At 69.0% G+C, this 24,241-nt stretch carries 26 protein-coding genes; 11 read left to right on the top strand and 15 right to left on the bottom strand.

The window, feature by feature from the left end; translation table 11 throughout:
- Position 1 precedes the first annotated feature (1 nt).
- The 3 genes from ABD732_RS02015 to ABD732_RS02005 all read right to left on the bottom strand — a co-directional run bounded on the left by ABD732_RS02015 (position 2) and on the right by ABD732_RS02005 (position 3,232).
- A complete protein-coding gene (locus tag ABD732_RS02015; RefSeq protein WP_344780044.1) occupies positions 2 to 682 on the bottom strand; it encodes a hypothetical protein in 681 nt (226 codons plus the stop codon).
- 89 nt (positions 683 to 771) lie between these two features.
- Entirely contained in the window at positions 772 to 1,980 is a 1,209-nt protein-coding gene (locus ABD732_RS02010) for a CoA transferase (RefSeq protein ID WP_344780042.1), read from the bottom strand.
- Positions 1,981 to 1,987: 7 nt separating this feature from the next.
- Positions 1,988 to 3,232: an acetyl-CoA C-acetyltransferase gene (locus tag ABD732_RS02005; RefSeq protein WP_344780040.1), complete on the bottom strand. Its 1,245-nt coding sequence runs from the start codon at positions 3,230 to 3,232 to the stop codon at positions 1,988 to 1,990.
- 95 nt (positions 3,233 to 3,327) lie between these two features.
- Here ABD732_RS02005 and ABD732_RS02000 point away from each other — a divergent pair, with 95 nt between their 5' ends.
- The 5 genes from ABD732_RS02000 to ABD732_RS01980 all read left to right on the top strand — a co-directional run bounded on the left by ABD732_RS02000 (position 3,328) and on the right by ABD732_RS01980 (position 7,883).
- Entirely contained in the window at positions 3,328 to 4,518 is a 1,191-nt protein-coding gene (locus ABD732_RS02000; protein ID WP_344780038.1) for an acyl-CoA dehydrogenase family protein, read from the top strand.
- Positions 4,519 to 4,592: 74 nt separating this feature from the next.
- Complete coding sequence (locus tag ABD732_RS01995; protein WP_344780036.1) at positions 4,593 to 5,765, top strand: acyl-CoA dehydrogenase family protein; 1,173 nt, start codon at positions 4,593 to 4,595, stop codon at positions 5,763 to 5,765.
- Positions 5,762 to 6,505 (top strand): 3-oxoacyl-ACP reductase FabG, encoded by a 744-nt coding sequence (fabG, locus tag ABD732_RS01990; RefSeq protein ID WP_344780034.1) that lies wholly within the window; start codon positions 5,762 to 5,764, stop codon positions 6,503 to 6,505. The genes ABD732_RS01995 and fabG overlap by 4 nt, the downstream gene beginning before the upstream one ends.
- A 2-nt stretch (positions 6,506 to 6,507) precedes the next feature.
- Positions 6,508 to 7,389, top strand: coding sequence for an HTD2 family dehydratase (locus ABD732_RS01985; protein ID WP_344780032.1), 882 nt, complete (start codon positions 6,508 to 6,510; stop codon positions 7,387 to 7,389).
- Between the two features lie 38 nt (positions 7,390 to 7,427).
- Entirely contained in the window at positions 7,428 to 7,883 is a 456-nt protein-coding gene (locus ABD732_RS01980; protein WP_344780030.1) for a MaoC family dehydratase, read from the top strand.
- A gap of 10 nt (positions 7,884 to 7,893) precedes the next feature.
- Here ABD732_RS01980 and ABD732_RS01975 read toward each other — a convergent pair whose 3' ends face one another.
- Both ABD732_RS01975 and ABD732_RS01970 read right to left on the bottom strand, forming a co-directional pair.
- Positions 7,894 to 9,042, bottom strand: a complete 1,149-nt coding sequence (locus tag ABD732_RS01975) for an acyl-CoA dehydrogenase family protein (RefSeq protein ID WP_344780028.1) — start codon at positions 9,040 to 9,042, stop codon at positions 7,894 to 7,896.
- A 98-nt stretch (positions 9,043 to 9,140) separates the two neighbouring features.
- Positions 9,141 to 9,560: a DUF5313 family protein gene (locus ABD732_RS01970; protein ID WP_344780026.1), complete on the bottom strand. Its 420-nt coding sequence runs from the start codon at positions 9,558 to 9,560 to the stop codon at positions 9,141 to 9,143.
- A gap of 96 nt (positions 9,561 to 9,656) precedes the next feature.
- Between ABD732_RS01970 and ABD732_RS01965 the strand changes: the two genes are divergently transcribed.
- Positions 9,657 to 10,121: a MarR family winged helix-turn-helix transcriptional regulator gene (locus tag ABD732_RS01965; RefSeq protein WP_344780024.1), complete on the top strand. Its 465-nt coding sequence runs from the start codon at positions 9,657 to 9,659 to the stop codon at positions 10,119 to 10,121.
- Here ABD732_RS01965 and ABD732_RS01960 read toward each other — a convergent pair whose 3' ends face one another.
- Genes ABD732_RS01960 through ABD732_RS01950 form a run of 3 tightly spaced genes read right to left on the bottom strand, consistent with a single transcriptional unit; the run spans position 10,122 to position 12,269 of the window.
- Positions 10,122 to 10,604: a nuclear transport factor 2 family protein gene (locus ABD732_RS01960; RefSeq protein WP_344780022.1), complete on the bottom strand. Its 483-nt coding sequence runs from the start codon at positions 10,602 to 10,604 to the stop codon at positions 10,122 to 10,124.
- The gene (locus tag ABD732_RS01955) at positions 10,601 to 11,458 is read right to left on the bottom strand and encodes an LLM class F420-dependent oxidoreductase (RefSeq protein WP_344780020.1); all 858 of its coding nucleotides are present in this window, start codon (positions 11,456 to 11,458) and stop codon (positions 10,601 to 10,603) included. The genes ABD732_RS01960 and ABD732_RS01955 overlap by 4 nt, the downstream gene beginning before the upstream one ends.
- Before the next feature lies 1 nt (position 11,459).
- Entirely contained in the window at positions 11,460 to 12,269 is an 810-nt protein-coding gene (locus tag ABD732_RS01950) for an SDR family NAD(P)-dependent oxidoreductase (RefSeq protein WP_344780018.1), read from the bottom strand.
- A gap of 177 nt (positions 12,270 to 12,446) precedes the next feature.
- Here ABD732_RS01950 and ABD732_RS01945 point away from each other — a divergent pair, with 177 nt between their 5' ends.
- Complete coding sequence (locus ABD732_RS01945) at positions 12,447 to 12,821, top strand: YidH family protein (protein ID WP_344780016.1); 375 nt, start codon at positions 12,447 to 12,449, stop codon at positions 12,819 to 12,821.
- Positions 12,822 to 12,897: 76 nt separating this feature from the next.
- Complete coding sequence (locus ABD732_RS01940; protein WP_344780014.1) at positions 12,898 to 13,854, top strand: alpha/beta hydrolase; 957 nt, start codon at positions 12,898 to 12,900, stop codon at positions 13,852 to 13,854.
- A 23-nt stretch (positions 13,855 to 13,877) separates the two neighbouring features.
- On the opposite strand, the gene ABD732_RS01935 is transcribed toward ABD732_RS01940, so the two are convergent.
- Positions 13,878 to 14,330, bottom strand: coding sequence for an Lrp/AsnC family transcriptional regulator (locus tag ABD732_RS01935; protein ID WP_344780012.1), 453 nt, complete (start codon positions 14,328 to 14,330; stop codon positions 13,878 to 13,880).
- 118 nt (positions 14,331 to 14,448) lie between these two features.
- Between ABD732_RS01935 and ABD732_RS01930 the strand changes: the two genes are divergently transcribed.
- Positions 14,449 to 15,081 (top strand): LysE family translocator, encoded by a 633-nt coding sequence (locus ABD732_RS01930; RefSeq protein WP_344780010.1) that lies wholly within the window; start codon positions 14,449 to 14,451, stop codon positions 15,079 to 15,081.
- Positions 15,082 to 15,144: 63 nt separating this feature from the next.
- On the opposite strand, the gene ABD732_RS01925 is transcribed toward ABD732_RS01930, so the two are convergent.
- Positions 15,145 to 15,609, bottom strand: a complete 465-nt coding sequence (locus tag ABD732_RS01925) for a MarR family winged helix-turn-helix transcriptional regulator (protein ID WP_344780008.1) — start codon at positions 15,607 to 15,609, stop codon at positions 15,145 to 15,147.
- A 163-nt stretch (positions 15,610 to 15,772) separates the two neighbouring features.
- On the opposite strand from ABD732_RS01925, the gene ABD732_RS01920 reads away from it, so the two are divergent.
- Positions 15,773 to 17,140, top strand: a complete 1,368-nt coding sequence (locus ABD732_RS01920; RefSeq protein ID WP_344780006.1) for an MFS transporter — start codon at positions 15,773 to 15,775, stop codon at positions 17,138 to 17,140.
- Between the two features lie 209 nt (positions 17,141 to 17,349).
- The gene (locus ABD732_RS01915) at positions 17,350 to 18,945 is read left to right on the top strand and encodes an MFS transporter (RefSeq protein WP_344780004.1); all 1,596 of its coding nucleotides are present in this window, start codon (positions 17,350 to 17,352) and stop codon (positions 18,943 to 18,945) included.
- A 78-nt stretch (positions 18,946 to 19,023) separates the two neighbouring features.
- On the opposite strand, the gene ABD732_RS01910 is transcribed toward ABD732_RS01915, so the two are convergent.
- From ABD732_RS01910 to ABD732_RS01890, 5 genes are read right to left on the bottom strand one after another with little or no spacing between them, the layout of a single operon-like run.
- Positions 19,024 to 19,857, bottom strand: a complete 834-nt coding sequence (locus ABD732_RS01910) for an HpcH/HpaI aldolase/citrate lyase family protein (protein ID WP_344780346.1) — start codon at positions 19,855 to 19,857, stop codon at positions 19,024 to 19,026.
- Positions 19,858 to 19,862: 5 nt separating this feature from the next.
- Positions 19,863 to 21,026: an acyl-CoA dehydrogenase family protein gene (locus tag ABD732_RS01905; protein WP_344780002.1), complete on the bottom strand. Its 1,164-nt coding sequence runs from the start codon at positions 21,024 to 21,026 to the stop codon at positions 19,863 to 19,865.
- Positions 21,027 to 21,073: 47 nt separating this feature from the next.
- Positions 21,074 to 22,438, bottom strand: a complete 1,365-nt coding sequence (locus ABD732_RS01900; protein ID WP_344780001.1) for an MmgE/PrpD family protein — start codon at positions 22,436 to 22,438, stop codon at positions 21,074 to 21,076.
- Positions 22,435 to 23,649 carry a CaiB/BaiF CoA transferase family protein gene (locus tag ABD732_RS01895; protein WP_344779999.1) on the bottom strand — a complete coding sequence of 405 codons (1,215 nt, stop codon included), beginning with the start codon at positions 23,647 to 23,649 and terminating at the stop codon, positions 22,435 to 22,437. The genes ABD732_RS01900 and ABD732_RS01895 overlap by 4 nt, the downstream gene beginning before the upstream one ends.
- Positions 23,649 to 24,197, bottom strand: a complete 549-nt coding sequence (locus tag ABD732_RS01890; protein WP_344779997.1) for a MaoC family dehydratase — start codon at positions 24,195 to 24,197, stop codon at positions 23,649 to 23,651. The genes ABD732_RS01895 and ABD732_RS01890 overlap by 1 nt, the downstream gene beginning before the upstream one ends.
- Between the last annotated feature and the right edge of the window lie 44 nt (positions 24,198 to 24,241).

Here is a 24,241-nt window from a genome sequence, read left to right as displayed (position 1 = left end):
ACTACTCACCGCCTTCGGTGTGGAGATGAACCGGGACCTGGCTGCGATGCCCCAGGGCCGGGTCGACGTGGTTGACGGTGCAGGTGATCACCGTCTGCTGCTGACCGAGCGCGGCCAGGCGCCGCACCAGGACGCGCTGGTTCTGGTCGCTGGTGACCTGATCGATGTTGCCGACCACCAGCAGTGGCGGGCGGCGCGTGTTGGCGAGGGCGACGCGCAGCAGGATCCCGTCGAGTTCGGACAGGTTCTCCACGTACTCGCCCAGCGGCGGCAGCGCCCGGTCGCCGAAGACCGGGCGGCAGACCTGCTCGTACACCGCCTCATCGGCCCTACGGATCAGGTGGTACCAGGGTGCGTCCCAGCGGAGCTGCTCGGTCACCAGATCGACGACGCGGACCGACGCGTAGACGCTGTCGAGGTCTTCGATGGCCGCCAGCGCCGAGGCTCGGAAGATCCTGGCGGGACCGGTGTGGCCCATGACGGTCAGCGAGCCGCTCTTCGGTTTCATCCGGCCGGCCAGGGTCATCTGCAGGGCCGTCCGGCCCGGTCCGGCAGGTGCCTGCAGAATGGTGAGACCGCCGAGCAGAATGGTCAGATCGAGCGGGCCGTAGACGTTCCCCCACGGGCCGGTCTGGGTGATACCGCGGGCCGTCACGGCGACCGGCGGGGACATCTGGCTCATGGATTTTCATGCTAGACCCGCAGGCCCCGGTCTCCGGGCAGCCGAAGCGCCTCAAGTGTGGAAACGCACGTTATCAGAAATTTCGAGACTCAGATCACGCCGTCGGCCCGCAACCGCTCGATCTCCGACCCGCCCATGCCCAGTACGTCGGCCAGCACGGCCTCGGTGTCGCGGCCGAGTTCGACCGCGGGGACGGCGCCGGAGTAGGCCCCGTCGATCCGCACGGACGAGCTCGCGGAGATCACCTGGCCGATGCCCGGCTGCGCCAGCGAGACGAGCACCGGCGCCGTCTCGGGCGACTCGGCGAAGTCGGCTGCCACCTCGGCGATGCTGCGGTACGGCCCCCACAGCACTCCGGCGGCAGTGAGTTCGGCGTGGACCTGCGCGGTGGAACGTTCGCTGAACCACGGCGTCAGCACCTCCGCGATCCGGTGCCGGTGCGCATACCGGCCTTCGTCGGTGCTGAAGTCGGCACCGGCCGACTCGGCGAGTGCGGCAAGGGATTCCGCGGTACCCGTCGCCGTCGTGAGTGCTGACCACTGGCGCGGGGTCAGCACCACCACCATCACCCGGTCGCCGTCGGCGGAGGCGAAGTCGACGCCGAACGCCCCGTACAGGTGGTTGCCGTGCCGCGCGCGCTGCCCGCGTTCGGCGGCCTCGGAGTACCAGCCGAGATCGGCCACCGCCGCCGCCGCGACGTCGTCGAGCGCGATCTCGATCTGCGCCCCCGCCCCCGTGCGGTCGCGCCGCCGCAGGGCCGCGAGCACCGCCGAGACCACCTCCTGCCCGCACAGCAGATCCCAGGCCGGAAGGACGTGGTTCACCGGCGCCGCCGAATCCTCCGGGCCGGTGAGCGCGGCGATGCCGCTGGCACTGTTGACCGTGTAGTCGACCGCCGGGCCGCCGTCGGCGCGCCCTTGCACCTTCACCGAGATCACGTCCGGGCGCCGCGCGGCGAGCGCCTCGTACCGCAGCCACTGCCGCCCGACCGCATTGTCGACGATGATTCCCGCATCCGGTCCCGGCGCCGTCGCCAGATCCAGCAGCAGATCCCGTCCGGCCTCCGACCGCAGATCCAGTGCGACCGAACGTTTCCCCCGATTGAGCGAGGTCCAGTACAGCGATTCCCCGGTCCGCGCCGACAGCGGCCACCGGTGCCGGTCGGCGGCACCGCCGAGCGGGTCGACGCGGATCACCTCCGCACCCAGCTGCGCCAGTGCCCGGCCGGCCGACGGGCCGGCGACGAAGCTCGCGAACTCGACGACGCGGATGCCCTCCAGTGGACTGCTCAGACTCATCGTTCGGCTACCTTCCTGTGCCGGCCTCGGTCGCCCCGTCGCCGCCCAGTCGCTCGAAGACGGCCGAAAGGCCTTGTCCACCACCGATACACATCGTTTCCACGCCGTATCGCCCCTGGCGTCGATCCAGTTCGCGCAGCAGCGTCGCGAGGATCCGGACGCCGGTGGCGCCCACCGGGTGTCCCAGGGAGATCCCGGAGCCGTTGACGTTCACCCGCTCCAGGTCCCCGGCCGACAGGCCGAGGGCGGTGGTGCAGGCGAGGACCTGTGCAGCGAAGGCCTCGTTGAGCTCGATCAGATCGACCTGGTCCAGTTCCAGACCCGCCCGCTGCAGCGCCAGCCGGGTCGACGGCACCGGTCCGATGCCCATCCGGGACGGCTCCACGCCGGCCACCGCCCACGAGACCAGCCGGGCCAGCGGCCGCAATCCCAGCTCGGCCGCCTTCTCCCGCGTGGTGACGACGCAGACTGCGGCGCCGTCGTTCTGCCCGCTGGAATTGCCTGCGGTGACAGTGGATTCGGGGTCGTGTCCACCGCGCACCGGCCGCAGGGCGGCCAGTTGCTCGAGGGAGACGTCGGCGCGGGGGTGCTCGTCGCGGTCGATCACCGTCGTGCCGCGCCGGCCCTCGACGGTCACCGACACCAGTTCGTCGGCGAAGCGCCCTTCATCGTGTGCGGTCACCGCGCGACGATGCGAGGTGTACGCCAGCTCGTCCTGCGCCTCGCGGCTGATGCCGTACTCGGCGCGCAGGTTCTCGGCGGTCTCGAGCATGCCGCCCGGGACCGGATGGTGGCGTCCGCCCGCGGTCAGCCGGCCCCGGCCGATCCGGTCGACCAGGGCGGTGTCCGCACCGCGCAGCCCGAAACGCAGGCCGAGCGCGTAATGCTCGGCCTGACTCATGCTCTCCGCACCGCCGGCCAGCACCAGATCGCACACCCCGGTCTGGACGCGCATGGCGGCGTCGAGCACCGCCTGCAGCCCGGCGCCGCAACGGCGATCCACCTGCATGCCGGGCACGCTGACGTCCAGGCCAGCGTCGAGCGCGGCGACCCGCCCGAGCGCCGGGGCCTCAGCGTTGGGGTAGCACTGGCCGAAGACGACGTCGTCGATGTCGGCGCTCCCGATTCCGGTGCGGGCCACCAGCTCGGCGATGACGGTCGCGGCCAGGTCCGCGGCGGGCACCGACGAGAGCGCTCCTCCGTAGCGCCCGACGGGGGTCCGGATCGGCTCGCAGATGACGGCGTCGCGCATGGTGCTTCCTTCCAGGGGACCGGGGCTTCGCATCGAAACCTATCCGTTCGCCGTCCCGGGCCCGGCCGATACCCGTCGTCTGGAAGGATCCGGGCATGGCCCGACTCTGCGAGACCGCCGACCTCACCGACGTGCAGCGCGACATGCTGCGCACCGTCCGCGCCTTCGTCGAAGGCGACGTCCTGCCCGTGGCGACCGAGCTGGAAGCCCGCGACGAGTACCCGACCCGGATCGTGGAGGCGATGAAGGAGCTCGGGATATTCGGGTTGACCATCGACGAGGAGTACGGCGGTCTCGGCGAGTCTCTGCTCACCTACGCCCTGGTGGTGGAAGAACTGGCGCGCGGCTGGATGAGCGTCTCGGGCGTGATCAACACCCACTTCATCGTCGCGCATCTGATTCAGCAGCACGGCACGCCCGAGCAGCAGGCCCACTATCTGCCGCGCCTGGCCCGCGGCGAACTGACCGGCGCATTCTCCATGTCCGAACCGGCTCTCGGCTCCGACGTCAGCGCCATCACCACCACCGCACAGCCCGACGACGGCGGATACCGGATCGACGGTCAGAAGATGTGGCTGACCAACGGTGCGACGTCGTCGTTGGTGGCCGTGCTGGTGCGCACCCCGCTCGGCGGTGACCGCCCGCACCAGAATCTGACGACGTTCCTGGTGGAGAAGACGCCCGGCTACGGCGAGGTGGCACCCGGGCTCACCATCCCCGGGAAGATCGACAAGATGGGCTACAAGGGGATCGACACCACCGAGCTGATCTTCGACGGCTACCGGATCGGCGCCGACCAGATCCTCGGCGGCGAGCCCGGCCGCGGCTTCTACCAGATGATGGACGGCGTGGAGGTGGGCCGGGTGAACGTCGCCGCCCGCGCGGTCGGCATGGCGCACCGGGCCTTCGAGCTCGGCATCGACTACGCGCAGCAGCGCGAGACCTTCGGGCGGCCGATCGCCGAACATCAGGCCGTCCTGTTCCGGCTGGCGGAGATGGGCACCAAAGTCGAAGCGGCACACCAGATGGTGGTGCGGGCCGCCCGCGTCAAAGACTCCGGCGACCGCAACGATCTCGAGGCGGGCATGGCCAAGTACCTGGCGTCGGAGTACTGCCACGAGGTGGTCGAGGACGCCTTCCGGATCCACGGCGGCTACGGCTTCGCGAAGGGTTTCGAGATCGAACGCCTCTACCGCGAGGCCCCGATGCTCCTGATCGGCGAGGGCACCGCCGACATCCAGCGCATGATCATCGGCCGCAGGCTGCTGGAGGACTACTCCCGCTGACGTTCCCCGGACGGGATCGTATATTCGGGTGGTGGCGCCCGGCGGCGTCCGTCCCGACCGTACGGAAAGGCCCCATGTCGCAGGTCAGCGCGGAAGACTTCGAAGACATCCTCGGCGCGGTGCGTGAGTTCGTCCGCACCCGCGTCATCCCCCGGGAGCAGGAGATCGCCGACTCGGACGCCATCCCCGACGATCTCCGACAGGCCGCCAGAGACCTGGGCCTGTTCGGCTACGCGATCGGCCAGGAGTGGGGCGGCCTCGGCCTCGATCTGGCCCAGGACGTCGAACTGGCCCAGGAGTTCGGCTACACGAGCCTCGCCCTGCGGTCGATGTTCGGCACCAACAACGGGATCGCCGGTCAGGTGCTGGTGAACTTCGGCACCGACGAGCAGAAGGCGCAGTGGCTGGAAGGCATCGCCGACGGCTCGACGGTGGCCTCGTTCGCCCTCACCGAGCCGGGCGCCGGCTCGGACCCGGCGGGCTTGCGCACCAAGGCCGTCGAGCGGGAGAACGGCGACTGGGTGATCGACGGCGCCAAGTGCTTCATCACCAATGCGCCGCTGGCGAACCTGTTCGTCACGTTCGCCCGGGTCCGTCCCGCCGACAGCAGCGGCCCGGGGATCGCCGTCTTCCTGGTGCCCGCCGACGCCCCCGGCGTCTCGGTGGCGCCCCGCGACCGCAAGATGGGGCAGGAAGGCGCCTGGACCGCCGACGTGCGCTTCGACGGCGTCACCGTGCCCGCCTCGGCGCTGGTCGGCGGCAGCGTCGACGTCGGCTACCGGGCCGCGATGACGTCGCTGGCCCGCGGCCGCGTGCACATCGCCGCGCTCGCCGTCGGCGCCGCGCAACGTGCCCTCGACGAATCCCTGCGCTACGCCACGGAGGTGACCCAGGGCGGCACGCCGGTCGGCGACTTCCAGCTGGTGCAGGCCATGCTCGCCGACATGGCGACCGGGGTGATGGCCGGCCGCGCCCTGGTGCGCGATGCCGCCGCCAAATGGGTGAGCGGCGAGGACCGCCGGATCGCGCCGTCGGTGGCGAAACTGTTCTGCACCGAGATGGTCGGCGACGTGGCCGACAAGGCGGTGCAGGTCCACGGCGGCAGCGGCTACATGCGCGAGCTGCCGGTGGAGCGCATCTACCGGGACGTGCGGTTGCTGCGACTGTACGAGGGCACCAGTGAGATCCAGCGTCTGATCATCGGCGGCGGCCTGGTCCGCCGAACCAAGAAGGAGAACCAGTCATGACCGGACTTCTGCACGGCAGAGTCGCCGTGATCACCGGCGGCGCACAGGGCATCGGCCTGGCGATCGCCGAGCGTTTCGTCGCCGAGGGCGCCCGCGTGGTACTCGGAGACCTGAACGCCGACCAGCTCGGCGCCGCCGTGACCGCGCTCGGCGGCGATGAGGTGGCCCTCGGGGTCGGCTGCGACGTCACCTCGATCGACGCCGTCCAGCGGCTCGTCGACGCCGCGGTCGACCGCTTCGGATCCCTCGACGTGATGGTGAACAACGCCGGCATCACCCGCGACGCCACCATGCGGAAGATGACCGAGGAGGACTTCGACCAGGTGATCGCGGTGCACCTCAAGGGCGCCTGGAACGGCACCCGCGCGGCCGCGGCGATCATGCGCGAGCAGGGTCGCGGTGCGATCGTCAACATGTCATCGATCTCGGGCAAGGTCGGCATGCTCGGCCAAACCAACTACTCGGCCGCCAAGGCCGGCATCGTCGGCCTCACCAAGGCCGCGTCCAAAGAGGTGGCACACCTCGGTGTCCGGATCAATGCGATCCAGCCCGGCCTGATCCGCACCGCGATGACCGAGGCGATGCCCGAGCGCATCTGGGAGTCGAAGATGGCGGAGATCCCGATGGGTCGTGCCGGTGAGCCGGACGAGATCGCCGGTGTCGCACTGTTTCTCGCGAGCGACCTGTCGTCGTACATGACCGGCACCGTCCTGGAAGTGACCGGCGGGCGGCACCTGTAGCGATGAGCTGGGAGCCGCGCACCGAGACCACCGAGGAGTACCTCGATCCGGGGCCGGTCGCCGCCCTGACCGCACTGTTCGACGACGGACTCCCCGCCCCCGCGCCGGGCGAGAGGCTGCCGCCGCTGTGGCACTGGGCCGCCCTGGCGCGCTGGCCGGTCTCGTCGCTGCTGGCCGCCGACGGCCATCCGGCGAAGGGCGACTTTCTGCCTCCGGTCGAACTGCCGCGGCGGATGTTCGCCGGGGGCTCGGCAAGCTTCCCGGGCGCGCTGCGGGTCGGCGACACGATCCGGCGCGTGGCCCGGGTGGAGTCGGTGACCGAGAAGCAGGGCCGCAGCGGTGCGCTGGTGCTGGTGGTGGTCGGCGTCGAACTGTATGCATCGGACGGGTCGCTCGCCGTCACCGAGCGGCAGAACCTGATCTACCGCGAAGCGCCCGCCCCGGTCGCGGTGGCGGATGTTCCGGCCCCGGGCCCCGTCGCGACGCTCTCGCCCGGCGGACCGCCGCTGATGCCCGACGGGGCGGACCGCTGGCGGCTGGTCACCGATCCGTCGCTGCTGATGCGCTTTTCCGCGGCCACCGCGAACGCCCACCGCATCCACTACGACTGGCCGTACGCCACGCGAGTCGAGGGCTACCCGGGGCTGGTGGTTCACGGACCGCTGATGACGCTGTCGCTGGCCGAGACGCACCGGCTCTCCGGTACCGGGCAGGCTGTCCGCTCGCTGAGCCACCGCAACTCCGCTCCCCTGTTCTGCGCGGACCCGGCGTACCTGGCCGCCACGGCGACGCCGTCGGGTAAGACTGTGGAGGTGATGAGCGCCGATCCCACCGCCCCCGGGGCCTCGCGCGTCCACAGCACACTCGAGCTGACCTTCGATTGACGTCCGGCCGGCGTCCGCCCGGCCCGAACAGGAGCACCATGACCCGCGTATTCACCGATCTCGACCAGGTTCGCGCCGCCGTCGGCGAGCCGATCGGGCCCAGCGACCCGCTGACCGTCGATCAGGCGCGCATCGATGCCTTCGCCGACGCCACCGGCGATCACCAGTGGATTCACGTCGATCCCGAGCGCGCGGCCGCCGGGCCGTTCGGCACCACCATCGCCCACGGCTACCTCACGCTGTCACTGCTGCCGCTGTTCGGCGCCGACCTGTTCCAGCTGAAGTTCGGCGGCGCCCGCATCAACTACGGTGCCAACAAGGTGCGCTTTCCGTCCCCGGTCCCGGTCGGCAGCGTCCTCACCGCGACGGCCACGATCACCGAGGTCGCCGAGAGCCCGGCCGGCCACGTCCTCACCATCAAGTACGTGGTGACCGCCGAGGGCGCAGCCAAGCCCGCACTGGTCGCCGAGACGCTGGTGGTCGTGACCCTCTGACTCTCCGCGGTCAGATCGCGTTGCGCGAGATCAGTTGTGCGGCGATCACGTTGCGCTGGATCTCGTTGGTGCCCTCACCGACGATCATCAGCGGGGCGTCCCGGAAGTAGCGCTCCACGTCGTATTCGCGGGAGTAGCCGTAGCCGCCGTGCACGCGGATCGCGTCCAGCGCGATCTGCATGGCGGTCTCCGAGGCGAACAGCTTGGCCATGCCGGCCTCCATGTCGGCGCGCTCCCCGCGGTCGAGCTTGGCCGCCGCGTCCAGGGTGAGCAGCCGCGCGGCCTGCTGCTTGGTCGCCATGTCCGCGAGCAGATTGCCGACGGACTGGTGTTTCCAGATCGGCTTGCCGAACGACTCCCGTTCCTGCGCATAGCGCGTCGCCGCGTCCAGGGCCGCCTGCCCGACGCCGAGCGCCCGCGCCGCGACCTGGATACGCCCGACCTCGAGCCCGCGCATCATCTGGCCCCAGCCGCGGTTCGGTTCGCCGCCGAGCACGCCCGACGCCGGCACCTGCAGCCCGTCGAAGACCAGCTCGCAGGCCTCCACGCCGCGGTACCCGAGTTTGGGCAGCTTCTTGGAAATCGTCAGGCCCTCACCGGGTTCGGCCAGGATCACGCTCATCCCCCGGTGCGCCGGCTCGGCGTCGCGGTCGGTCAGGCACAGCAGACCGATCAGCCCGGAGTGGGCGGCGTTGGAGATCCACGTTTTCGCGCCGGTGACCCTGTAGCCGTCACCGGTCGGGGTCGCGACGGTGCGCATCGCCTGCAGGTCGCTGCCGCCGCTGGGCTCGGTGAGCGCCATCGTCGCCCGGATCGCCCCTTCGGCCATCGGCGGCAGGTAGCGTTCCTTCTGCTCCTGCGTGCCGAACGTCCTGATCAGGTAGGTGATCACCGAGTGGCCGCCGATCGCCCCGGCCAAGCTCATCCAGCCGCGGGCCAGTTCCTCACAGACCCGCGCGAAGCACGCGGTGGACACGTCCACCCCGCCGTACTCGGCCGGGGCGAGCAGTCCGAAGAACCCCAGCGCCTTCATCTCCTCGATGAACTCTTCGGGGTAGATGTCGTCCGGTTCGAACTCGCGCACCCGGCCGGCGACCCGCTGATCCACGAAGTCGCGGACCACCGCGACCATGTCCTCTTCGTCTCTGGTCAGCGCCACCGTCGCCCTCTCGTCGCGGTCGGCCGCAGGCCACCCGTCGTGTCGATGACTCCGAGCCTACAAACCGCGATTCACAGGCGCCCGGGCACACCTCTCGATCAGCCTTCTGCGACGGTCCGGCCTTCGCCGTCGGCACCGGCCCGACGGGCCCCGTAGATCTGCTCGTATTGGACCTTGATGTCGCGCGCCTCGGCCTGCTGCCGGTAGGTCATCGGGCTGTTGCCCAGTCCGTGTTTCTGGAGCCGGCGCACGCGGTTCTGGTTCATGTACGACGTCGAGAAGATCAGCGCCAGCAAGGCGGCCAGCAGCACCATCAGCGCGCGGATCCAGATCGCGCCGGGGAAGGCGAAGAACAGCACCAGGTAGATCGGCAGAAAGCTCATCTGCGTCCGGAACAGGTGCCGGGGCGTGGCCATGGTTCCCATGAGGTCGTTGGCGACCCAGTCCCGCTGCGTGTCCGGCAGCTTGGCGCCGTACGTGTAGGCGATCCATTGGAACGGATTCGGCCGGCTGCTCATCGCAGGTGCATCCTCTCGGTTTAGATCGTGCCCTACTCAACGACACCGACCGTACACGATTCAGTAGCGCACTATCTATCGCGATAGAGTGGGCTCATGACGAGCACCGAGATCGACGGCAACCCCCTGCTGCTGGAGCGCCAGGTGTGCTTCGCCCTCGCCGTGGCCAATCGGTCGGTCCTGAAGGTCTACCGCCGCCTGCTCGATCCGCTCGGCCTGACCCACCCGCAGTACCTGGTGATGCTGGCGCTCTGGGAGCACGCGCCGCTGTCGGTCAAAGAGATCGGCGGACTGCTGCAGCTCGACTCGGCCACCCTGTCGCCGCTGTTGAAGCGCCTGGAGGCCGGCGGCCTGATCGAGCGCCGCCGCCGCGACGACGACGAGCGCGCCGTCGACATCGTCCTCACCCGGACCGGCGCCGACCTGCGCGACGAGGCCGTGAAGATCCCCGGCCAGGTGGTCGCGGCGCTCGGCGTCGGGCTCGACGACCTGGTCGAACTGCACGAGGTGCTGACCCGCGTCAACGCCGCCGCCCTGCGGGCCGAAGCGGAGGCCGGCTGATCAGCGCTTGAGCGGCCGCGCGATCAGGTCATGGGCCTCCGGCCCGCCGTCGAGCAACCGGCTGGTCCGGCGCTGCACCCGCCAGCCGGCCGAAGTCCGTTGCAGTGCCCAGTGATTGGCCGTCACCCGGGCCACCGCGTAGCGCCCGTCGTGGTGCACCAGCAGCAGTGAGTAGCCGACCGCGACCGCCGCGTCCCCGTCGATCGTGACGTGCGAAGGCCCCTGGAAGTGGGCGCAGCCGCCGGCGATCAGCTTCTGATGGGGGTCCGAGCGCACCATCTCGGCGACGGCCGCGGCTCCGTCCATCAGGTAGTCGTCCACCTCGTAGACGCCGTCGCCGGCCCACAGCGCCGCCACCTCGTCCGGGGCGCCGTCGTCCACCAGCGGCCCGTACGAGGCGATCAGGGCGGCGATCTCCCGCTCGTCCTCCAGCCTGGCCAGCCGCGTCTCCAGGGCGGCGAGGCGTTCGTCGTTACCGGTCATCGGACCTCCAGGTCGGCGAGGTCGGCCAGTCTGTGCAGCTGAGCCGCGTAGTCGTCTCGGGAGTCGGCGCGCACCGCGGCGTTGATCACCGTCGCTCCCGCCGCGACGAGCCCCTTCAGGGCGGCGCGGGTGCTCGCCGGATCGCCGCCGGGGTCCAGCGGCGGGCTCGAGAGCACCACGTCGAAGCCCGTCGGCGGCGACACGTCGTCGAGCAGTTCGGTCACCCGCCGGCGCCCGAGGGCGAACGGCGTCCAGCCGTCGGCGAGGTCGACGGCCCGGCGCAGCGATCGGCGGGTCCGGCCGCCGACCAGGAGCGGCACCCGCTGCTGGACCGGCTGCGGGTCGACGACCATTCCGGCGAAGTCGTAGAACTCGCCCGCGTGCACCGGCTGCTCGGCGCCGAGCGCGGCCCGCAGCGCACGCAGGGCGTCGTCGGCGCGGGCGCCGCGGCCTTCGAACGGCGCCCCGAGCAGCTCGAACTCCTCGCGCAGCGAACCGACCCCGACGCCGAGGGTCAGACGGCCGCCGCTGATTTTGTCGAGCGTCCCGTACCGCTTGGCGATCTCCAGAGGATGGTGGTAGCCGAGTACCAGCACCTGAGTGACGAAGCGGATCCGCGCTGTCTGTCCTGCCAGGAACCCGAAGGTGGACAGCGGATCCCAGTACGTTCCGCCGCGCTCGGCGGCGATCGACGCGGGTACGGCGACGTGCTCGCTGCAGGTCAGGTGCTCGAAGCCGAGGCGGTCGGCCATCTGCGCGATCTCGGCCAGATCCTGCGGCGAAGCCTCTGCCTCCCATGGCGAATGGGCCCCGGGCACCCGGGTGACGATCGGCGTCGCCAGCCCCACCCGCACGTCAGGCCTCCGGCTCTTGCCGGGTGCGCGCCAGCAGTTTCGCCATCATTCGCTGCTGGGCCAGCAGTATCTCGGCGCGGTCCATGCCGTTGCTCGCCGCGGCCCGCTCCCGGTTGCCGCCGGCGATCCAGACGGGTCCGTCCTTCAGGTGTGAAAGGCCTTCGCGAGCAACGTCATCGGGCTCGCTGACCGTCATCCCCGGGACGTCGAACGACAATCCGGCGCGCTCCATCGCAGGAGTCCGGGTGACGCCGAGGATCAACTCCAGCACGTCGACGCCGTGGGGCCGCAGTTCCAGCCAGAGCGATTCGGCGAAGCTGCGCCCGAAGGCTTTGGCGGCCCCGTACACGCTGAGGGTGCTGCCGCCGAGGTACCCGCTCAGCGAGCCGACCAGGAGGATGCCGCCGCGGCCGGCGGTGCGCATGTGCCGCCCGTAGTAGTGCGCGAGCGCCAGCGGCGCGGTGATGTTGAGATCGATGACCTCCTGAAACCGGTCCAGGTCGCCGTCGAGGAACTCGCTGCCGTACGAGTTGGCACCCGCGTTGTAGATCAGCAGGCCCACCTCCAGATCGATGGTGAGCTCGGTGATCGCGGTGATCGCCCGCGGATCGGTGAGATCGGCGGCCAGGGTCCGCACGGCGGTGCCCTGGTCCCGCAGCGCAGCCGCGGTCTCCTCGAGGGGCCCGGGTTTGCGGGCGATCAGCACCAGGTTGAGTCCGGCCTCCGCCAGTTGTTCGGCGAAGGCGCGGCCCACCCCCTCCGATCCGCCGGCGATGACCGCCCAGGGTCCGTACTCACTCAGGCCGTCCACGGCAATCCTCCTCGATGTCTGCGGAGCGGTGCGACACGTCCGCCGCCGCTCTGAACTCCAGACTGACACACGTTCTAATTATGCGCCGCCGGCGACGGGTTTTCCCGCCGCGGCACCGTTCCCGTGCCGCCGATTGTGCGATGCTGGGGCTCGCGGCGACCCGAAGGAGCTTCACCGATGCCTGATGTGAGAGACGCGCCCTCCGGCGACGATCCCGACGGCGCCGAGCCGTTACCCGGCGCGGTGGACGCGCGTTTCACGCTGGCCTCCGAGCGGACCATGCTCGCGTGGCTCCGCACCGCACTCGGCCTGATCGCCGCCGGCGTCGCGGTGATGCACCTGTTCGAGCCCTTCGGCAACGCTGCGGCCCGCACCACGCTCGGCATCTGTCTGCTCGCCGTCGGCGCGTTCACCGCGATCGTCGGCGCCGTGCGCTGGCACGAGATCAACCGCGCCCTGCAGAAGGGCGGCCCGCTTCCCGGGCCCTGGCCCATCTGGACGCTGACCGCACTGATCGTCGTCGTCGGAATCGCCTTCGCCTTCTGGCAGTGAACCTTTCGGCCCTGGTCTGAGCCGCGCGGTGGCGCTAGGCTGCCGATGAAGCCTGTTGTCCGGTGAGAGGTGCGCCATGTCGCGGCAGTACTACCGAGACCAGAAGTCCTGGCGCGACCTGCAGCGGTTCCTCCCCGAACGCCTCCGGCTGACCGTCGACACCGAGCCCGACGAGGAGTTCTGGGACTGGCGCGGCAACGACGTCCACCTGGACTGCTACCGGAATCCGGTGGCACCGGCCAAGGTGCTGCTACATCACGGTGTCGGCACCAACGGGCGGCAGATGACGCTGATCCTCGGCGCTCCCCTGGCGCGGCGGGGCTACGAGGTGATCAGCGTCGACGACCTCGGTTACGGGATGACCGGGGTGGCGCCGGGCGGGCCGTTCACTTACGCCGACTGGGTGCAGCTGACCCTGGATCTGATCGCCGCCGAACGCGCCCGCGACGACCGGCCGATCGTCCTGTACGGGCTGAGTGCCGGTGGCATGCTCGCCTACCACGTGGCGGCGGCCCTCCCGAAGGACTCGCTCGCCGGGATCGTCGGGATGACGTTCCTGGACCAGCGGGTGCGGCGGGTACGGGACGGCACGGCGCACGATCTGCTCACCTCACGTCTCGGCGTCCCGGCGATGGGCCTGGTGGCCGACACCCCGCTCGGGCGGCTGCGCTACCCGATGCGCGCAGCGTCGAAGATGAGCAAGCTGGTGAACAACCGGGAAGCGATGCGGGTGCTCAACAAGGACAAGAGTTCCGCGTCGAACGCGATGACCCTGGCCTTCCTGTCGTCGTACATGACCTACGCGCCGGCCACCGAACCCGCCGAGTTCGACACCTGCCCGGTGCTGCTGACCCAGCCGGCCGAGGACCGGTGGACGCCCGAGGAACTGTCCGAGCCGGTGCTCTCGGCGATCCGGAAGGTCCCGGTGGAGGTCACCCGACTCGCCGGTGCCGGGCACTACCCACTGGAGGATCCGGGGTTGCACCAACTCGAGGGAGCGGTCGCCGACTTCGTCGCGCGCACCACCGCCTGACGCCTCCGGCAGACCGGCACAGCTCAGAGCGGAAGCGCTCGGTCTTCCACCACGGTCTTCATCACCAGGGTGGAGGTCAGCCGCAGCACTCCGGGCAGGGAGGCCAGCCGGGTGTCGTACAGGCGCTGGAAGGCCGTCTGGTCTTCGGCCACCACCCGCAGCAGGTAGTCGGGCTCCCCGAACAGGCGCTGCGCGTGCAGGACGTTCGGGATCGTGGCGACCGCCTCCTCGAACGTGGCGAGCACGTCGCTGGTGGCTGCTTTCATGATCACGAAGACCAGGGCCTCGAAGGTGAGACCGAGAGTTCCGGCATCGAGTTGGGCGCGGTAGCCGCGGATGGCGCCGGAGGCCTCCAGTGCCTTCAGTCGGCGATGACAGGGCGAGAGGCTCAGACCGATCCGGTCGGCCAGATCGGTGACCGTCGTCCGGCCATCCTCTTGAAGGATGGAAAGAATCTGCTTATCGATCCGGTCCATACGAATAATCCTACCCAGGTCAGTCCGAATCACCGGAAACTATGCAAAGTTTGACCGCCTGATCAGCACTAACATCGTCATGCAGAGAAGGTTTCAGCGACGAGGAGGTGGCGGCGACATGGAGTTCGGTGCACTCGCGGCGTTCTGGCTGGTGTCGATGATGTTCGTGCTGACGCCGGGCGCGGATTGGGCGTACGCGATCGCGGCCGGTATCCGGGGGCACGCGTTTCCGGCCGTCGGCGGCATGCTGGGCGGTCACCTGGCCGCCACCGGGGTGGTGGCCACCGGCATCGCCACGGTGGTCGCCGGCTCGGCCACAACGATGACCGCCCTGACCGTCGCCGGCGCCTGCTACGTCGGCTGGCTGGGGTGGGCCACCTTCACCCGCCCGCCGACCCCGCAAGTCGGGACGGTCGACGGCGATCATTCGCGGCTCGCTCAACTCGGCAAGGGCTTCGGGGTCAGCGCCCTGAACCCGAAGGTGCTGCTGCTGTTTCTGGCGCTGCTGCCGCAGTTCACTTCCCCCGACTCGGGATGGCCGATCGGCGGGCAGATCCTCCTGCTGGGATCGGTGCACGTGGTCAGCTGCGCGGTGATCTACTTCGCCGTCGCCGGCGGCGCCCGCCGTGTGCTGCAGGCCCGCCCGGGCGCGGCCCGCGTGATGGGCAGGATCTCCGGGGTGGCGATGCTCGTCGTGGCGGTGGCGTTGATCGCCGAACAGGTTTACACGCTTCTGCCGGCCGGGCTCTGAACAGTCCTTGTGGCACTGCGCCCCAGCAACTCCGGCGCGACGCAGCGGCCCATATCGCTGGAGTCATGTCGCCTCAAGCCGGGGTTCGTCGACGTCGTCGGCGATTTGTCGCAACAGACGTCCCGCCAGGAACAGGAGATCCCGCTCCACCGGTGTGCACTTGCTGTCGATGGCCTCTGCGAGCCAACTACTCCGCTTCGCCCGATCGACTTCCAGTGTCTGGCGCCCCGTTTCGGTGACCGAGATCAAGGAAGCGCGGGCGTCGTTCGGGTCCGCCGCCCTGGTGACCATGCCCAACTCCTCGAGGGAGATGACGGTGCGGGCAATGGTCTGGGGAGCGACTCGTTCCCGATCGGCGAGCGCACGGGCCGTCATCGAGCCGACCCGATCCAGTTGGGACAGCGCCTGCAGCTGGGTGGCGGTCAGGCGGTGCCCCGAGGACATCGCCCGGATCTTGCGGGCGAATACGACGAGGTCCTCCCGAAGCCTGTCGATGCTTTGGTACGAGGAATCACCCAGATCGGTCATCTAGACAGCATAGCTGCCTGAACTGGAGGGCGATTTCGCGATATTCACCGGATGGTCCCTATACTTAGCCAGCAATGCTGTCTTATTCTGAGGATCACTTCACCGACGTGTGCTCGATGCACGCGGGGCCCCCGTGCACGCGCGAGGCCGGGGCGCAGACTCGATGAACACCGGCAGGTCGCTGGTCCCCAGCCTCATCTACGCGGCACTGACCACGTCGATCGTCTCCTCGCTCGGCATGCTTCTGGTGCCGTCGATCGCCGACGGACTCGATGTGTCGGTGAGCGCCGCCCAGTGGATGTTGACGATCAACCTGCTGGTCGGCGCGGTCGCCACCCCGATCATGGGCAGACTCTCCGACGGCCGCAACACCAAACGCCTGCTGCTGATCTCCCTCGGCGTCATCCTCGTCGGATCGGTCCTCGCGGGAGCAGCACCGACCTTCGGAATCTTCCTCATCGGCCGCGCGCTGCAGGGGCTGACGTACGGGATCGTGCCGGTGACCATCGTGCTGGCCCGCCGGCACCTCGGCGCCGGCCGCGCGGACCCGGCGATCTCGACGCTGTCGGTCACGGTCGCCACCGGCCTCGGGCTCGGCTACCCGCTGACCGGGATCCTGGCGAGTCTGCTCGACTACCGCGTCGCCTTCTGGTTCGCGTCGGTCTTCGTGCTGACGGCGATCGTCGTCGTCTGGAAGTGGGTGCCCACCGACGGCGAGGCCGGAACCTCCCGTCCCTTCGACACCGCGGGCACCGCCCTGCTGTCCATCGGTCTGGCGGCACTGCTCATCACCGTCAGCCAGGGGTCGCATTGGGGCTGGTTGTCGGCGGCCACGGTCATCGCCGCCGTCGCCGGCGTGGCGTGCCTCGCCGCGTGGGCGCTCGTCGAACTGCGCTCGCGTGATCCGTTGATCAACCTGCGCGTCGTCCGGGCACCCGACGTCCTGCTCGCGAACCTGACCGCGATCAGCCTGGGCGCCGCGATGTACATGAGCCTGTCGACCATCAGCATCATCGCGCAGGCGCCGAAGGCGTCCGGCTACGGACTCGAGCTGCCCCTGTTCTGGGCTGGTTTCGTGATGCTCCCGTTGTCGATCGGCAGTCTCGCCGGCAATCGTTTCGTCCGGCGCCTCGGGCCCGGCTCGATGACGGCGATGCTGCCCGCCGGATCGTCGATCATGGCCGCCTCCGCGCTGATGATCTGGCTGACCAACGACCAGTTGTGGGAGATCCTGCTCGGCATGCTCCTGTTCGGTGTCGGCATGGGTGCGGCGTACGCGGCCATGCCGGCCCTCGTCGCCCGCAACGTCGCCGCGTTCGAGGTGGGCAGCGCGGTCAGCTTCAACCAGGTGCTCCGCACGGTCGGCGGCGCGGCGGGCAGCGCCATCGTCGGCTCGATCCTCGCCGCCAGCCCCGGCAAGCACGGCATCACCGTCGCACTCGGGGTGGCCGCGGTGACCACCACAGCGGTGTGCATCGCGCTGGTGATCAACCAGGCCCGGGTGGTGCGCAAACCCACTCAGCCCGTCTGACGCGCACTGAATCCGGCTGGGCGCGCACCGTCTTCGTCTACGCGCACTCAGCAGAGTGCGCGTAGACGAGAAAGGTGTGCAAGGTGGGCGCGCCATAGGAACGCGGATGTCGGCGGTAGTCACTCGAAGTCAGCCCCGTGTCGGTTCGAGCCCGACAGGGGCACTGGAAAGACCGTCGAACATCGTCGGGGCGGCGTAGCGTTTGTCCGGTGAAGCGATGGAGCGTCCTCGCCATCCTCTGCGCCGCGCAGTTCATCATGGTTCTCGACACCACGGTGATGAATGTTTCGGTGTCCCAAGTGGTGTCCGACCTCGGTACCACCCTCACTCAACTGCAACTCGCAATCACTCTGTACACGCTGGTCATGGGCTCGTTCATCCTGCTTGGCGGGCGTCTGGGCGACACGTTCGGCCGCCGACGCGTCTTCGGCATCGGTCTGTTGGTATACGGCCTCGGATCCCTCATCACCGCCTTCAGCCCCAATATCGGCGTCCTGGTGTTCGGTTGGTCGTTCGTCGAAGGTGCGGGCGCGGTACTGGTGATCCCGGCGATCATCTCGTTGATCGCCGCCAACTACGACGGCAAGGACCGCGCCGTCGCCTACAGTGCGCTTGGCGGCATCACCGCCGCCGGCGCCGCGGCGGGACCGCTCATCGGCGGCTGGGTCACCGAAGCCTTCACCTGGCGGGTGGTGTTCTTCAGCGAAACCGTGATCTGCATCGTGATCCTCGCCGGCATCCGACTGATCTCCGACGACGCGAAGCCCCAGCGCACCGCGATCGACTGGGGCGGCACCGTACTGTCGGCCCTGGGCTTGGGCTTGATCGTGCTCGCGCTGGTCAAGGCCGGCTCGTGGGGCTTCATCAAGCCGTCCGGAGCCCCGGTGATCGCCGGAAAGACCATCACTCCGTTCGGGTTCTCGGTGGTGCCGTTCATGATCGCGGCCGGAATCCTGATCCTCTACGGCTTCGTCGGCTGGGAGAATCGTGTCATCGCACGCGGCGGCACCCCTCTGATGCATCCGTCGCTGTTGCGGAATCTGCAGTTGCGCAACGGCCTGGTGATGCTCGTCGCGCAGCAGTCGATCATCGGCGGCGTGTTCTTCGTGATCCCGGTCTATCTGCAGTACGCCCTGCTCCAGAACTCCTTCGAGACCGGGTTGAGCTTGGCTCCCATGTCGATCGCCATGTTGATCGCCGCGTTCAGCAGTCCCCGCTTCGCGACGACGCAGTCCCCGCGGCGTCTGGTGACCATCGGGCTGATCGGCGTCCTCATCGGGGCGTCGTTGCTAGTCACCACCATCGAACCGACCATGCAGAGCATCCCCTTCGCCGTCGGTATGGCGGTCTTCGGCGCCGGATTCGGTCTGGTCGCCTCCCAATTGGGCAACGTCATCATGTCGTCGATCGGCGAGCGAGAGCGAGGGGAAGCCGGGGGCATGCAGGGCACCGCGCAGAACATCGGCGCATCGGTCGGCATCGCCCTGCTCGGCGCCCTCCTGGTGACGGCACTCAGCAGCGGCTTCAACAATGCCGTTCAGTCGGATCCGACGATATCGCCGCAGACCAAGACCCAGGTAGCGCACGCAACTGCCGACGGCGTCCAGACCCTCGCCAAAGACCAGTTGGAAGCGGTGGGCGCGCAGCATCAGATCCCAGCGAACGAGATGAGCGCGCTCGTCACCGACTACCTGGATGCACAGCTGTCGGCGATCAAGGCAGCCATCCTGCTGGCGATATTCCTCGCGTGCCTCGGTCTGATCATCGCCCGACGGCTGCCACGCATTCCCGCCGCGCAGCTGTAGATTGCCGGCGCCTCCGCGCTGGTGATCAATCAGGCCCGGGTGGGACGCGAACCCACTCAGCCCGCTCCCCTGCGGCTCTCATCTGACCCGTGCCAGCACCCGCCGGGCGTTGCGGGCCACGGCCTCGTCGATCAGCCTGCCATCGGCACCGACGACTGCGGCACCCTGCGCCGCGGCAAACACGTCGAGCAGTCCGCGGGCGGCTTCGACATCATCCGCAGACGGCGCGAACACGGTCGCCACCGGCTCCAGCTGGGACGGGTGGATGCACGCTCGGCCCTCGAAGCCGAGGCGTTGGATCCGTTCGGTGTCCCGGGTGAACGCGGCGAGGTCGCGGATCTCCGGCGAGGCCGGGCCGAGGGGCGGAGCGATCCCCGCCGCGGCGGAGGCCGTCGCTGCGCGCGAGCGCGCCCAGAGGAGTTCGGAGCCGTCCGGCCCTGGCCTGGACCCGAGGTCAGCGGCCAGGTCCACCTCGCCCAACTGAATGAACGCGACGCGCGGGCCCGTGCAGATCTCGCGTACGTTCCACAACCCGGCCGCGGTCTCGATCAGCGGCGACACCGGGATCGGGACATCGCCCTCCAGCGCACTCAGCGCTTCATCGAGAGCGACCAGATCGCTCACTCCGTTGCACTTCGGCAACCAGATGCCCGTGGGCGCCGCCGGGATCACGGCTTCCAGATCGGCGATGATGTTCTCATCCGAGTTGATCCGTACCCACACCGGAACAGAGTCCGGGTCACGCGAATGCAGCCAGCGAGCGGCCGCCGACCGCGCAACAGCCTTCTCCCGCAGCGGAACCGCGTCCTCGAGGTCGAGGACTATCGCCCCGGCACCGGAGGCCGCCGCCTTGTCGAATCGCTCTGGCCGGTCACCCGGCACATACAGGTACGTCAACGCGTCCCGGACCATCTCGTTCACCCGATCGTCACCGAGCCGTTCACGAGCGCCTTCGCGATGACTGTGCGCATGATGTCGTTGGTGCCCTCGCCGATGGACATGAGCGGCGCATCGCGGTAGTAGCGCTCCACGTCGAACTCGGTCGAGTAGCCGTACCCGCCGTGCACCCGCATGGCTTCGAGCGACGCGGTGATCGCCGTCTCGGAGGCGAAGTACTTGGCCATGCCTGCCTCGCCGTCGACACGTTCGCCGGCGTCCGCTCTGGCCGCGGCCCAGTACGTCATCAGCCGCGCTGCCTGGGTCTGGGTGGCGATGTCTGCGAGCTTGAGCTGAATCGCCTGGAAATCGGCGATCGGACGGCCGAAGGCCTCGCGCTCCTTGGCGTATTTGAGCGCGGCGTCGTACGAGGCCTGTGCGATGCCGACACTGCGGCCCGCTATGTTCAACCGGCCGATCTCCAGGCCCGACAGCGCCTGTTGCATTCCGCGGCCTTCGACCCCGCCGAGCAGTGCCGAAGCGGGGACCACGACGTCGTCGAAGAACAGCTCACACGACTCGGTGCCCTTGTATCCGAGCTTGCCGAGGTCCCGCGACACCTCGAAGCCCGGCGTCGTGGTGTCGACCAACAGCAGACTCATGCCCCGGTGCGCGGGCGAAGCCGTCGGATCGGTCTTCACCAGAACGGGAAGGACGTTCGCATGGCGCGCATTGGTGATCCAGGTCTTGGTACCGCGGATCACGTACGTGTCACCGTCGCGGGTGGCTGTGGTGCGAATACCCTGCAGGTCGGTTCCCGCGCCGGGTTCCGTCAGGCCGATACCCGTGCGGCATTCGCCGCTCGCAAGCCTCGGCAACCACTGCTCCTTCTGTTCGGGAGTCCCGTGCTTGGCGATGATCCAGCACGATAGGTTGTGGCTGCCGAGAATCCCGGCGATGCCCATCCACCCGCGCGCGATCTCCTCGTACACCAGCGTGAACGAAACCATGTCGAGGTCGAGGCCGCCGTACTCCTCCGGCGTGGTGATGCCGAACAGTCCCATTTCCCGCATCTTGGCGACGATCTCGGTCGGATAGCGACCCGAGTGCTCCCACTCGTTCGCGACCGGCCGGATCTCACGGTCGACGAGCGCTCGGAGCGCCGCGCGGAAGTCTTGCTGTTCGGGGGAGAAGGTGAAGTCCATGAGTGCTCCAGCGATATGTGCGGGCGGCCGTTGGCCGCTCGGATGTGTCAGTTGCCGACGACGTCGGCGGCTTCGGTCAACACGGTCGACACCGAAGTGACGTCCGCGAGATGGAGGATGCGGTCGGCGAGGGTCACGGAGCCCCCGCCCACTCCGCAGTTGGCGACGAACTTCGCGCGTACATCAGCGGTCGACATCGGTCGTGCTCGAGATCCGCGGCTGGCGTCGACGAGGCCGGACTGCGCGGAACCGTCGACGCGGGTGATCGCGACGCGCGCGCCCACATCTGCGGCGGGCCGCTCGTCGTCGACGGCGTAGACCCGCACCCGCGCCGCGGTCTCGGCGACCTCCGGGCGCGCGATCGACTCTCCCGTGTAGGTCTCGACGGTCACGGCGCCATCGTGAAGCGCCGCGGCGACACTCCATGGAAGGTCGAACTTCGCGTCGTACGCCGTACGCGGGACCCGTTGCCCTGCAGCGGGACCCGCGACGATCCCCAGACTGTCCGGATGGATGCCGACGGCGATCTCGGCGATCTCGGAGACGTCCGTCCGCAGCTCTCGCGCGCGAAGCGCGGCATCGAGCGCCGAATGCATCAACTGGCAGCTCGGATACGGCTTGATCCCGATGCTTTCGGTCTCCCATCGGGTCCCGAGGTCCCCGATCACGGTGTCGAGCTCGGGGGCCCGGTGAGCGAACGCGCGATACAGCCCGCGGCCGCCCTCGAGCGCTGACACCGGACCGTCCGCGCCTTCGACCGCGAGTCGCGCGGCGATCACACCGTTCAACGACGCACTACCCGGATGGATCGTCTTCGTGTTCGACCCGGTCTCCAAGAACTCCAGAATTCCCGACGACGACGAAGCCGCGATCCCGATCGCATTCACGACGGTCTCCTCGCCTGCTCCGTAGAGCAGGGCCGCCGTCACCGCGGCAGCCGGGGGACCGACGACACCGGTCGCATGGAAGCCTCGCCCGTGAAACCCGTGCGGCGTGCCCGCACCGAGGCGGCAGGCGATCTCCAGTCCGGCGACGATCGCGGTCAGCGTCGTAGCGCCATCCGCACCGACCTCCTGCGCCACTGCGAACGCGGCGGGGAGGACCACTGCGGTCGGGTGCACGAGCGCCAGGGCATGCGTATCGTCGAAGTCGAGTGCGTGAACGAGAACCCCGTTCGCAAAGGCGGCCGCCGCCGTACCGATCTTCTCGACATCGCCGATCACGTGCGCTTGCGGAGGGCCGCCCAGACCGCGCGCAATCATGAGGGCCTCCGCGCCGTGCCCGAGCCGCCGCGCGGCGATCCCGTTGCCGAGTCCGTCGAGCACATGGTCGAGCGCGGCCGCGCGCGCCGACCGCGGGATGTCGGCCGGCCGCAGGCCGACGGCCCACCGCGCCAGTTCCGGGGCGATCATGACCGGCCGGCAGGCATCGGATCACCGAATGCTCCGCCTTCGACGAGCTCCTGCACGCGGGCACTGCTGTATCCGAGTCGTTTCACGACGTCGACGAAATGCTCATTGCGCCGCGGCGCCCGGCGGTAGGTCGACGGCTCGGCGCCGAAGCGGACCGGCGAGACCACCTGCGACACCTCACCCCAGTGCTCGTGTTCGGTGGTGGCGATGAGGCCCCTGGCAATCGTGTGTTCGTCGGTGAGCGCCTGTTCCACGCTGTTGATCGGGCCGGTCGGCACGCCCGCGGCACGAAGGTCGGCCACCCATTCGGCCGCCGTTCGCTGAACGAACCGTTCCTCGAGGAGGGGCAGGAGTTGATCACTGTGCTCGCCCCGCGCCGTGAAGTCGACGAACCGCGCGTCCTCGAGCAACTCCGGCATGCCGAGCGTCGTGACGAGCCGCACCCAGAACTTCTCCTTGGCGCAGCCGACGATGAACCAGTCGTCCAACGCGCGGAAAGCCTGAAAGGGCACCAGAGACGGGTGCGCCGAGTTCTTGGTTCGCGCCGGCACGTATCCCGCGTTGAGATGCCAGGTCGCCGGGTAGGTCAGCATCCCGATCGCGGTGTCGTAGAGGGACACGTCGCAGTCGCCGCCGACACCGTCGCGTTTGGCGGCGTGCAGCCCTGCCATCAGACTGAGTGCGGCGACGTAGCCCCCGGTGAAGTCGACGAGCGAGAGCCCAGACTTGGTCGGCGGACCGTCGGGGTCGCCGGTGAGACTCATCCAGCCGGCGAGCCCCTGCAGGATGTAGTCGTACCCGGGTTCGTTCGCGCGCGGTCCGGTCATGCCGAATCCGGTCAGACTGCAGCAGACGATCGCCGGGTTGAGATGTTTCAGCGCGTCGTACGTGATCCCGATCTTGGCAGGGACATCTCCGCGCAGATTCGAGTACACGGCGTCGGCGTCGCGCACCAGGTCCTCGAACACCTCGCGGCCGCCCGGCTTCGTCAGATCCAGCGAGAGGCTCGACTTGTTTCGGTTGAACGTCTCGTAGAACAGCGAGTCCTCGCCGTTCCGATACGGCGGGACGTACCGTCCGACGTCACCGCCCGACGACGGCTCCTCGATCTTGAGGACGTGTGCGCCGAGATCCGCCAGGTGGACCGAACCGAACGGACCGGCGCCGTACTGCTCCAGGGCGATGATCCGGATGTCCTCGAGCGGGCGCATCAGAGGTTCCCTCCTTGCGGGACCAACGTCACCAGGGGCTCGGCCTTCACCTCGGGGAAATAGTCCTGGCCGATCCCACTTTCCCTCGTCGCCACCATGACCGACCGCTTCCACTGAATGACGACGTCCCCGTTCTGGTTGACCCCGCGGGTGATCATCGAGACGATGCCCGCATAGGGCCGGGACTTCGACTTCCGAAGGCCGGTGCAGACGCTCTCCGCATAGATGGTGTCGCCGACGTAAACCGGGCTCTTGAGCTCGACGTCGGTGAACTCCAGGTTGGCCACCGCGTTTTGGCTCATGTCCAGCACCGACAGTCCGAGCACCAGCGCGACGGTGAGTCCCGAATTGACGATCACCTTGCCGTCGGTGACTGGATTCTGCTGCGCCAGATCGACATTGAAGTGGTTCTGGTTGGTGTTCATGGTCAGGCAGGTGATCCACGCGTTGTCCGTCTCGGTGACGGTTCGACCGAGGGGATGCTGGTACACATCACCGACCGCATAATCCTCGAAAAACCTGCCCAGCGTGGCGGGATGAGTGGTCATGACAGCTCCTTGAGGTATCGATTGACGCTACTGCGGCAACGTGG

The sequence above is a fragment of the Gordonia caeni genome (assembly GCF_039537105.1).
In the GTDB taxonomy this organism is placed as follows: domain Bacteria; phylum Actinomycetota; class Actinomycetes; order Mycobacteriales; family Mycobacteriaceae; genus Gordonia; species Gordonia caeni.
This window is presented reverse-complemented; position numbering and strand designations above follow the sequence as displayed.